At 29.8% G+C, this 9,651-nt stretch carries 10 protein-coding genes and 1 pseudogene; 7 read left to right on the top strand and 4 right to left on the bottom strand.

The genetic code is table 11. The annotated features are described in order from the left end of the window. A pseudogene (locus ACFDSN_RS10840) lies at positions 1-215 on the bottom strand (hypothetical protein); the annotation flags it as partial. A gap of 136 nt (positions 216-351) precedes the next feature. Here ACFDSN_RS10840 and recF point away from each other — a divergent pair. From recF to ACFDSN_RS10820, 4 genes are all read left to right on the top strand, one after another. Next, the gene (recF, locus tag ACFDSN_RS10835) at positions 352-1,431 is read left to right on the top strand and encodes a DNA replication/repair protein RecF (protein ID WP_375239872.1); all 1,080 of its coding nucleotides are present in this window, start codon (positions 352-354) and stop codon (positions 1,429-1,431) included. A 1-nt stretch (position 1,432) separates the two neighbouring features. Continuing rightward, on the top strand, positions 1,433-1,846 hold the full coding sequence (locus ACFDSN_RS10830; RefSeq protein ID WP_375239871.1) for a lipocalin family protein: 414 nt from the start codon (positions 1,433-1,435) through the stop codon (positions 1,844-1,846). Continuing rightward, entirely contained in the window at positions 1,846-2,142 is a 297-nt protein-coding gene (locus ACFDSN_RS10825; RefSeq protein WP_375239870.1) for a DUF721 domain-containing protein, read from the top strand. Before ACFDSN_RS10830 ends, ACFDSN_RS10825 begins: the two co-directional genes overlap by 1 nt. Before the next feature lie 92 nt (positions 2,143-2,234). Then, the gene (locus ACFDSN_RS10820) at positions 2,235-2,426 is read left to right on the top strand and encodes a cold-shock protein (RefSeq protein WP_375239869.1); all 192 of its coding nucleotides are present in this window, start codon (positions 2,235-2,237) and stop codon (positions 2,424-2,426) included. 151 nt (positions 2,427-2,577) lie between these two features. On the opposite strand, the gene ACFDSN_RS10815 is transcribed toward ACFDSN_RS10820, so the two are convergent. From ACFDSN_RS10815 to ACFDSN_RS10805, 3 genes are all read right to left on the bottom strand, one after another. Then, positions 2,578-5,148 (bottom strand): M4 family metallopeptidase, encoded by a 2,571-nt coding sequence (locus ACFDSN_RS10815; RefSeq protein WP_375239868.1) that lies wholly within the window; start codon positions 5,146-5,148, stop codon positions 2,578-2,580. 92 nt (positions 5,149-5,240) lie between these two features. Then, positions 5,241-5,660, bottom strand: coding sequence for a nucleoside-diphosphate kinase (locus tag ACFDSN_RS10810; RefSeq protein WP_375239867.1), 420 nt, complete (start codon positions 5,658-5,660; stop codon positions 5,241-5,243). 125 nt (positions 5,661-5,785) lie between these two features. Beyond that, a complete protein-coding gene (locus ACFDSN_RS10805) occupies positions 5,786-6,625 on the bottom strand; it encodes a formylglycine-generating enzyme family protein (RefSeq protein ID WP_375239866.1) in 840 nt (279 codons plus the stop codon). 157 nt (positions 6,626-6,782) lie between these two features. On the opposite strand from ACFDSN_RS10805, the gene ACFDSN_RS10800 reads away from it, so the two are divergent. The 3 genes from ACFDSN_RS10800 to ACFDSN_RS10790 are packed head-to-tail and all read left to right on the top strand — an operon-like array spanning position 6,783 to position 9,479. Further along, complete coding sequence (locus ACFDSN_RS10800) at positions 6,783-7,790, top strand: bifunctional oligoribonuclease/PAP phosphatase NrnA (protein ID WP_375239873.1); 1,008 nt, start codon at positions 6,783-6,785, stop codon at positions 7,788-7,790. Next, entirely contained in the window at positions 7,780-8,325 is a 546-nt protein-coding gene (gene gldI / locus ACFDSN_RS10795) for a gliding motility-associated peptidyl-prolyl isomerase GldI (RefSeq protein ID WP_375239865.1), read from the top strand. The genes ACFDSN_RS10800 and gldI overlap by 11 nt, the downstream gene beginning before the upstream one ends. Positions 8,326-8,333: 8 nt before the next feature. Next, positions 8,334-9,479: a peptidylprolyl isomerase gene (locus ACFDSN_RS10790; protein ID WP_375239864.1), complete on the top strand. Its 1,146-nt coding sequence runs from the start codon at positions 8,334-8,336 to the stop codon at positions 9,477-9,479. Positions 9,480-9,651: the final 172 nt, after the last annotated feature.

The raw sequence follows: 9,651 nt of genomic DNA, 5'->3' as shown, positions 1-9,651 counted from the left end.
TATCCTAAAACTACTGCTGCTACAACACCAATAATAATAAAAATATATTTTTGATTTTTCTCTACAAATTCTTCTGCTTTATTAGCACCTTCGTCTAAAGTGTTAAAAACTTCAGCAGTAGTAGAATCTCCTACATCTATTGTTTCGTCTTCAGTAGAAATTTCTGCCTCTACTTTCTTCTTTTGCTTGTATCCTCTTTTATTGTAAGTTGCCATATCTATAAATATTATTGCGAACAAAAATAAAATATTTCCGCAGATAAAAAAGCTTATTTATTTGATATTTTTCAATAATTTGCACTTCTGTATTTTCAGCACAACTTTATCCTAAATTTTAGCTCTAATTTCTTCTATGGTTTTAAGTACGCTTTCAGTATTAAATTATAAAAACTTTGATTCAAAAACATTTGATTTTGATTCAAAAATAAACTGTTTTGTAGGTAATAATGGTGTTGGAAAAACAAACGTTTTAGATGCTATTTATCATTTATCTTTTGGAAAAAGTTATTTCAACCCTATTGCTAGCCAGAACATTAAGCACAATGAAGATTTTTTTGTAATTAATGGTGATTACCAAAAACAAGATAAACTTGAAAAAGTTGTAGTTAGTTTAAAACGTAATCAAAAAAAAATAATTAAAAGAAACAACAAGCCTTATGGTAAATTTAGTGACCATGTTGGTTTTTTGCCACTTGTAATTATTTCTCCTGCAGATAGAGATTTAATCACCGAAGGAAGTGAAACACGTAGAAAATTTATTGACTCTGTAATTTCGCAAAGTAACAAAAGCTATTTAGACGCGTTAATTAGTTATAATAAAGTCTTAGCACAACGTAATGCATTGCTAAAATATTTTGCTTTAAATCATACTTTTAACAATGATACTATCCAAATTTATAATGAACAATTAGATGGTTATGCTAAAATAATCTTTACAGAAAGGTCTCAGTTTTTAGATGTTTTTACTCCAATATTTAAAAGCAAATACGAAGCTATTAGTAATAATGACGAAGCCATAAATTTAGCCTATAAGAGTGATTTGTTTGAAACTAATTTATTAACTATTTTAAACAAAACCATTAATAAAGATAAGGCAATACAATACACAACAAGTGGTATTCATAAGGATGACTTACTCTTTTCTATAGATAATCATCCAATTAAAAAATTTGGTAGCCAAGGACAGCAAAAATCATTTTTAATTGCTCTAAAACTAGCTCAGTTTGAGTTTATTAAGCAACAAAGTGGAGAAAACCCTATTTTACTATTAGATGATATTTTTGATAAATTAGATGAAAATCGTGTTGGACAAATTATATCTTTAGTCAATCAGGAAAATTTTGGTCAGTTATTTATTAGCGATACGCATGCAGAAAGAACTGAAAAAGCAGTAAAACAAGTGCATCAAACCTATAAAATATTCAATTTATAATATGAAGAAAATACTACTTATATTAATATTATTAGTATCCTTATCCTGTTCAGAAAGCAAAATTGAACAGTTAAAACATATAAATGGCTATTGGGAAATTGAAGAAGTAATTACCGAATACAAAACTAAAACATACACTTTTAGTGAAACAATTGATTATATTGTAATAAACGATAGTTTAAAAGGGTTTAGACAAAAACTAAAACCTCGCTTTGATGGTAAATTTGAGACAAATAACGTTAAAGAAAATATTCAGTTTAAAATAGAAAACGATAGTCTAAACCTATATTATAGAACAGCTTTTTCAGAATTTAAAGAAACAGTGATAAAAGCAACAGAACAAATTCTAATAATTAGCAACAACCAGAACACAATTTATAAATACAAAAGATATCAACCTTTTAATCTAGATTAATGGCAAAAAGAAAAAACGAAATTTTAAATTTCTCAGAAGCGTTAAACGAGTTTATTGGTAGTAATAAATTAGAAAAAGGGTTAGATAAAATAAATGTTCAAGATATTTGGGTAGAACAAATGGGATCTGGAGTTAATAATTATACTACTGCACTTGAATTTAAAAATGATATTTTATATGTGCAATTGAGTTCTAGTGTCCTTAGAGAAGAATTAAGTTATGGCAAAGAAAAGATTATTTTAATGCTGAATGAAGCCCTAGGCAAACCTTTAATTAAAAAACTAATATTAAGATAATTTGATTTTTTTTGTAAATAAAAAACAAAAAAAGGTTTTGTTTCATTTTAAAACCTATCTTTGCATCAATTACAAATTAAATATTTATTACAATGGCTCAAGGTACAGTAAAATTTTTCAACGATTCTAAAGGATTTGGTTTTATCACTGAAGAAGGATCAGAAAACGATCATTTCGTACACATCTCTGGTTTAATCGACGAAGTTCGTGAAGGAGACACAGTAGAATTCGACCTACAAGAAGGAAGAAAAGGAATGAACGCAGTAAATGTAAAAGTAGTATAATTATATATATTCTTTAAATCATTACAAAAAAAGGCTTTCCAAACGGAAAGCCTTTTTTATTTACTATTAACAATCAATAAAAAAAGCAGGAATTATATAATTCCTGCTTTATATTTTAAGATTATATTAAGTAACTTAATCAATAATCTAATTACTCTTTTATTAATTTAAAATTAACACTCGTAGTATCAGTATTTACCTTTAAGAAATAAATACCTTGAGACACTTCTCGTAAATCTATTGAAGACTCTAAGCCATTATTCAATAGAACTGTTTTTACTAAGCGACCATTTATATCAAACACTTGCGCATTTTGCAATTGTACTGACTTAGAATTAGATAATGTAAACATTCCATTAGAAGGATTAGGATAAACTGACAAATTAGAGTTAGCAAAGCTAAAACTATCTACACTTAATGTTGTAGTACAACTATACACATAAATCTCATCTAAATACCAACCAACTGTTCCATTACAACCATCTGTACCAACTTCAAATCTAAATTGAATGGTATCATTTTCAGCAAAGCCTAATGCAGCTAAATTAATAACACTAGTTACCCAACTACCCGTTAAACCACCTTCATCATAACCTGTGAATCCTCTTTCAGACGCAAGTGGATTATCATTACCATCTGCCAAACTTTTAAACGCAGCATTATAAGCATTTACAGTAAAAGCACTACCTGGTAAAAATGTCCATACTCCTGAGTTTAATTTGTATTTTATGTTTGCTCCATCCCATTCAAACTCTGTTGAAACATTATGATTAAAAGCCATTTGATAATCACTAACAACAACTGAAGGCGCTGTAATTACAGGGCTTTCTAATCTTAAAATACCATTTTGCAAACTAGTTGAACAATTTCCATTAATTGGATCAGCACCAAAAATACCATTACCCACTCTACTTTTTGGTAAATTAGTTTCAAGTACCCAATCTCTATTTTCCCAAGTACCTGGGTTTGATGGAATATTTGAAATAACCCAACCATCTGTTCCAGATTCCCAATCTTCTAAAAATAAATCTTGACCATTAGTTGCATTAGGGCATAAAGTCGTTGTATCACTTAATAATGGTGTAAATCCACATGCGCTCGGGTCTGTTCTAAGCTCAACAGCTAACAAAACTTCATTTAACTCTAAAATATCAGAAGCTGTAATACTTAACCCAGATAAACCAGCAGGTGTAGCTGTTGTAATTGACGACATTGTAATGTTTTCTAAATTAACTCCTAATAAATCATTAGCTGATGCCTCTAAAGCATCTGCAAACACAGAAAAATCACTAGTTGGAGTTAAATATTGGCTTTGTGCTCTCCAAAATATATGAGCAGCCTTTACAAAACCTAAGCCAGTAATTGTTTGCCCATTATAAGTTCCTCCATCAACTAAAAGGGCATATGCATGGTTTGGTATTCCGGAATTTATATGAACTCCACCAGAATCTCCAGTTGTACACCAATAGTTACCATCAGTAACTTTTCCTGGGTCACCATCACAAGTTGGAAACCACATATCTCTAATGGCACCGCCAAAAGCCGTAGCATCTTCCCCAACTTGCCATCTTAAAGATGCGTTACAGGCTCCATTTGTTCTAACTGCTAAGTTTTCGCCCGCGTCTTCATAACCATTCAAAAGATCTATAGTTTCTCCCCAAACATCTGAAAAAGACTCATTTAAAGCACCAGATTGGTAATAATAAATTAATCCACTAGTATACTCTGTATAAGCATGACCCCATTCATGGCAAATAACATCATCCGTTGCTGTTCCATTACAATAATTAGCAGTAACACCATTCCAATTTGCATTAGGACAAGATATTCCTGGGTCATTATTAATAGTTCTCATTTGAGCATCTGCGTCATCATAGGATGTATATCCAAAAGTATTGTTAAAAAAATGATAAGCGTGTTCTGAAGCAACAACTTCATTTTGCTGCCAAGAAGATAATGATCCAGGAAATGCATCTCCTTCTTGCCAAACAATATTAGATGTATTATTCTCATAGACTACACGGTCTAAAGCATGTGCCATGCCTGTAAATTGCTGTACTAATTTGCCAGTATGTGCATCTATAAACAAAAACTCTCTAACATCTAAATCATTTCTAACCTCAACTTTATAAACTAAATAATTCCCTTCAAATCTATTTTCAATTAATCCTCTTTGAAAAATATACAAATCATTATCTACTACCTTTAAAGGTTTATTTGACAAATTTATATTTTGATTCTTAATAATTTCCAAAGCTTTTAGAGCTGCTGTATCTTTATTAATATTAGGGTTTGTACTTAGGTTTTTTATAGTAATCAAATTCCCATTTATAGAATTAATTTCTAAATTGGAATTAAAATGAATTCGTAATTGACCATCAAAAACTGGAACATTATTGATCTTTTGCTTTAGAATAGCATGATTCAAACCATAATTATCTGTTCTAATTTCTGAAAGAAACAACTCATCAGCTTCTGCACCTAAAATCGAAGCATTTTTTGTTAAAAAATTTATAGTTTTTGATTTAACATCATTACCGCCAATTTTATATGATTTACCTGAAGGAAAAATCATAAATTCTAAAGTGTTATTTATATAGTTTTTTTCCACCTTAACATTCGTACGCTCTATGAATCGACTCAATTGAGTTTTATTAATTTGTGAAAAAGAAAACCCACAAAAAATCAAACCTAAAAAGCTAAAAAGTATTTTTTTTGTCATAATAATTAATTTAAGGTGTTAAGATAAAAAATAATTAACAAAAAAAGCCTGAACTTTCGTTCAGACTTTAATATTTAACATTTTAAATATGCTTAAAATTGGTCTCTACCTGCAAAATGAAATTCACCTTCTATAGATGCGTTTTCATCGCTATCACTTCCATGTACTGCATTTTCTCCAATAGAAGCTGCATATAACTTACGAATCGTTCCTTCTGCTGCATCAGCAGGATTTGTAGCACCAATTAAAGTTCTAAAATCTGCAACTGCATTCTCTTTTTCTAATATAGCAGCTACTATAGGTCCTCTCGTCATATACTCCACTAACTCTCCAAAAAATGGACGTTCGTTATGTACTGCATAAAATGATTCAGCATCTGCCTTAGTCATCTGAGTTAATTTTAAAGCTACGATTTTAAAACCTGAAGCATTAATTTTTTCTAAAATTGCACCAATGTGTCCTTTTTCGACTGCATCTGGCTTAAGCATTGTAAATGTTCTATTAGTTGCCATTCTTAATTAATTATAAATTATTTTTTGCAAAAATACTTTATTTAATACGTTTAACCATACTCTTTTATATAAAAAAAAGGGTTGCAATAAATTGCAACCCTTTTTTTTATATAATTTTCTATTGTTTATTTTGATGTTTTTACTATTCTAAAACCAAAGAAATCATAAACTTGAGTTTGTTTTGCTCTAACTTTATTTCCAGGTCTTAAAAAGCTTACCTTACTGTCCCACGAACCACCTTTAACTACTCTATAGTCTCCATCAGTTCCTCCTTTTGGATTATCTGTAGACGTTAATTCTTTTTTCATATCCTTATAGTAAAGTTCATCATAGATATCCCAACACCATTCCCACATGTTCCCATTTAAATCATGAATTCCTAATTCATTTGCGTAACGAGTACCGACAGTATGTGGTCTACCATTACTGTTTTTTTGATGCCAAGACATTCTATCTGGACTGTTTGAGCCTACATAATTGAATCCTTTAGATTTATTCCCTCCTCTAGCTGCAAATTCCCATTCAGCCTCTGTAGGTAGTCTATATCCTGTAGCGCTAAAATCACAAAAGAAATAACCACCTCTTTTTTTATAAGCTGGAACTAAATTATGTTTTATACTTAGCCAATTACAATAATCAACTGCTTCTAACCAAGTAACTCCAGACATTGGAAAACTATCTTCCCAACCCCATTTTGGTGCTTCTGGTCTTGTTAAACCTTTGTCTTTTAAGTAAGCAGTCCATTCTTCAACTGTTACTTCGTATTTAGACATAAAGAAAGAGTTAACCTTAACTGTATTCTGTGGTTGCTCATCTTTTTCTGCTTGTCCATCACTATATGGAGATCCCATTAAAAACTCACCACCTTCAACTAATATCATTTCAGATATATTAAAGTCTCCAGATTTTGAACTAGTTAATAACAAAGCACTTAAGCCTAATAAAATTGTGTAAAATTTATTCATTTTTTATATTTTTATTTACTAATTGCAAAAGTACTGCCACTAATTATAAATAATAAACTGATTACTAATTTTTCGACTAACGTCACGATAATTACGACAAAATACATAGTTTTAAAAAAAAGATATTAATATCTTCGTTTTTATGAAGAAATAAGAAATCAACTCTATTAAAGAATTATTAAGCAATTCTAATAACATCATTATTGTATCACACAAAAACCCAGATGGAGATGCTATCGGTTCTTGTTTGGCTTTATTTCATTATTTAAAAAAGTTAAATCAAAATCCAACCATAATTGTACCAAATGATTATCCTGAATTTTTAAAATGGCTACCGAATAATGATAGTATTTTAAAGTACGAAGAAACAAAAACAAAATCTGATGACTTAATATCTAATGCTGATATTATTTTTGCTCTAGACTTTAATGCATTTCATAGAACAGGAGATATGATGTCTATCTTAGACTCTAGTAATTCGTTAAAAATTATGATAGACCATCATCAACAACCTGATGATTTTGCAACATATACATATAGTGATACTAAAATGAGTTCAACCTGTGAAATGGTTTATCATTTTATAGATAAAATGAATAATACCGATTTAATTGGTAAAGATATAGCTACATGTATTTACGTTGGTATTATGACAGATACTGGGTCTTTTAGATATAGCTCAACAACAAATATAACACACAACATTATTTCTTCTTTAATTGAGAAAGGAGCAAATAACACTCTAATACATAATAATGTTTATGATACTAATAGTTATAACAGACTTCAACTATTAGGCAAAGCACTTAATAACTTAATCTTTATAAAAGAATACCATACAGCATACATTAGTCTCACTCAAAAAGAATTACGTGATTTTAATTACAAAAAAGGAGATACGGAAGGTATTGTAAACTATGCTCTTTCCTTAAATAGATGTAAAATGGCTGCTATTTTTATTGAAGATGAAAAACAAGGTATTATAAAAATATCTTTAAGATCTAAAGGCTCATTTTCTGTTAATCAACTGTCTAGAGCTCATTTTGAAGGTGGTGGACACACCAATGCTGCAGGCGGAAAAAGCGATTTAAATTTAAAAGAAACTATTGCTAAATTTATTAGTATCTTACCTCAATATAAAAATGCTTTACAAAATGAAATTTAACATTTTAATTCTATTAAGTATAACTCTCTTTTTTAGTTGTAAATCTCCAGAAGCCAGAAAACCAATTTCTGTAAAAACTGGTTCTTTTATTAAAAAATCTGCTGAAAGAAACAAAGAGTTAAATATTAAAGAATATGAACATATACAAAATGTTATTATAAACAAGTCTGACAAAGAATATATAGCCTCAAACTCTGGTTTTTGGTATACTTATATTAAAAAATCAGACACTTTAACATATACGCCTCAATTTGGAGATATAGTAAACTATGATTATAATATTAAAACTTTAGAAGGTGAGATATTGTATTCTAAGGAAGAATTAAGGACACAAAATTATAGCATCGATCAGCAAGAGCTTTTTATGGGCTTAAGAGAAGGACTAAAATTGCTTAAATCAGGAGAATCTGTTACTTTTGTTTTTCCATCACAAATAGCTTTTGGTTATTATGGCGATGAAAATAAGATAGGAACTAACATTCCAATAATATGCGACGTTACTGTAAATAATATAACTATAAACACAAATAAATAATTATTACAATGAATAGAATTAACAATATGTTTTTCAAACTACTATCAGTAGTATTATTAACTAGTTTAACTGCAGCTTCTTGCCAAGATAAGTACCCAGATTTAGAAGATGGCTTATATGCCGAGTTTGTAACAAGTAAAGGAATAATGCTTGCTAAATTACATTATGACAAAACCCCAGTAACTGTAGCTAACTTTGTCACTTTAGCTGAAGGAACAAATTCTAAAGTAGACACAACTTATACAAATAAAAAGTTTTATAATGGTGTAACTTTTCATAGAGTTATGGATAAATTTATGATCCAAGGTGGTGATCCAACCGCAACTGGTGCAGGAAATCCAGGATATAGGTTTGATGATGAGTTTGTTGCAGATTTAAAACACGATAAACCAGGGGTTTTATCTATGGCTAATTCCGGACCAAAAACTAATGGAAGTCAGTTTTTTATAACTGAGATACCTACACCTAATTTAGATAACAGACATACCGTTTTTGGAGAGTTAGTTAAAGGTTTAGAAATTCAAGACACTATTTCTAACGTTAAAGTTGCTGCTGGAAATAAACCGGTAGAAGACGTTATAATTAATGAATTAAATATTATTAGAAAAGGTGCCGATTCTAAAAAGTTTAATGCTACAGAAATATTTGATAAATATTTTGTTGAATTAGAAGAAGCCAAAAAAGAGGAATTAGCTTTATTAGAAAAAGCAAAAGATGCTTTTATTGCAAAAAACAACGAAGCAAATGGTGAGGTAAAAAAACTAGAATCTGGATTAGTAATGGTATATACTAAAAAAGGTGACGGAAAAAATCTTTTAGGACCTCATGATTCTGTACTAATAGATTACGCTGGATTTCTAGAAGATGGGACTTTATTTGATACTAGTTTAGTTGATGTTGCAAAATCAAATGGTAAATATGATGAGGCAAGAGATAAAAAAGGTGGCTACAAACCATTTCCAATGCAATATAATACTAGCGCTAGATTAGTACCTGGTTTTAGAGAAGCAATGTTAAATATGAATATTGGAGATGAAGCTCGTATATTTATCCCATCATTTTTAGGGTACGGAGAAAGAGGTGCAGGCGGATTAATACCACCAAACGCAAACCTAATCTTCGATTTAACTCTTGTTAAGAAAGTTGAGAAATAAATAGTAACCTTATTTATTAAAAAAATCCAGCGCAATTAATGCGTTGGATTTTTTTATGATTATTTCAGTACTATAAATTAGATCATAAAAAAAGCCTCTCGTAAACGAGAGGCTTTTGAGCCAATGGAGGGACTCGAACCCACGACCTGCTGATTACAAATCAGCTGCTCTA

The sequence above is a fragment of the Aurantibacter sp. genome, assembly GCF_042094015.1.
Lineage (GTDB): Bacteria > Bacteroidota > Bacteroidia > Flavobacteriales > Flavobacteriaceae > Aurantibacter.
Note: the sequence above shows the minus strand (reverse complement) of the source record. Positions and strands in the feature narration are given on the sequence as shown.

What these genes read in the sequence shown, in the direction of transcription:
- recF (WP_375239872.1), top strand. Translation starts at nt 352, where the DNA reads ATGGTTTTAAGTACGCTTTCAGTATTAAATTATAAAAACTTTGATTCA.
- ACFDSN_RS10830 (WP_375239871.1), top strand. Translation starts at nt 1,433, where the DNA reads ATGAAGAAAATACTACTTATATTAATATTATTAGTATCCTTATCCTGT.
- ACFDSN_RS10825 (WP_375239870.1), top strand. Translation starts at nt 1,846, where the DNA reads ATGGCAAAAAGAAAAAACGAAATTTTAAATTTCTCAGAAGCGTTAAAC.
- ACFDSN_RS10820 (WP_375239869.1), top strand. Translation starts at nt 2,235, where the DNA reads ATGGCTCAAGGTACAGTAAAATTTTTCAACGATTCTAAAGGATTTGGT.
- ACFDSN_RS10815 (WP_375239868.1), bottom strand. Translation starts at nt 5,148, where the DNA reads ATGACAAAAAAAATACTTTTTAGCTTTTTAGGTTTGATTTTTTGTGGG.
- ACFDSN_RS10810 (WP_375239867.1), bottom strand. Translation starts at nt 5,660, where the DNA reads ATGGCAACTAATAGAACATTTACAATGCTTAAGCCAGATGCAGTCGAA.
- ACFDSN_RS10805 (WP_375239866.1), bottom strand. Translation starts at nt 6,625, where the DNA reads ATGAATAAATTTTACACAATTTTATTAGGCTTAAGTGCTTTGTTATTA.
- gldI (WP_375239865.1), top strand. Translation starts at nt 7,780, where the DNA reads ATGAAATTTAACATTTTAATTCTATTAAGTATAACTCTCTTTTTTAGT.
- ACFDSN_RS10790 (WP_375239864.1), top strand. Translation starts at nt 8,334, where the DNA reads ATGAATAGAATTAACAATATGTTTTTCAAACTACTATCAGTAGTATTA.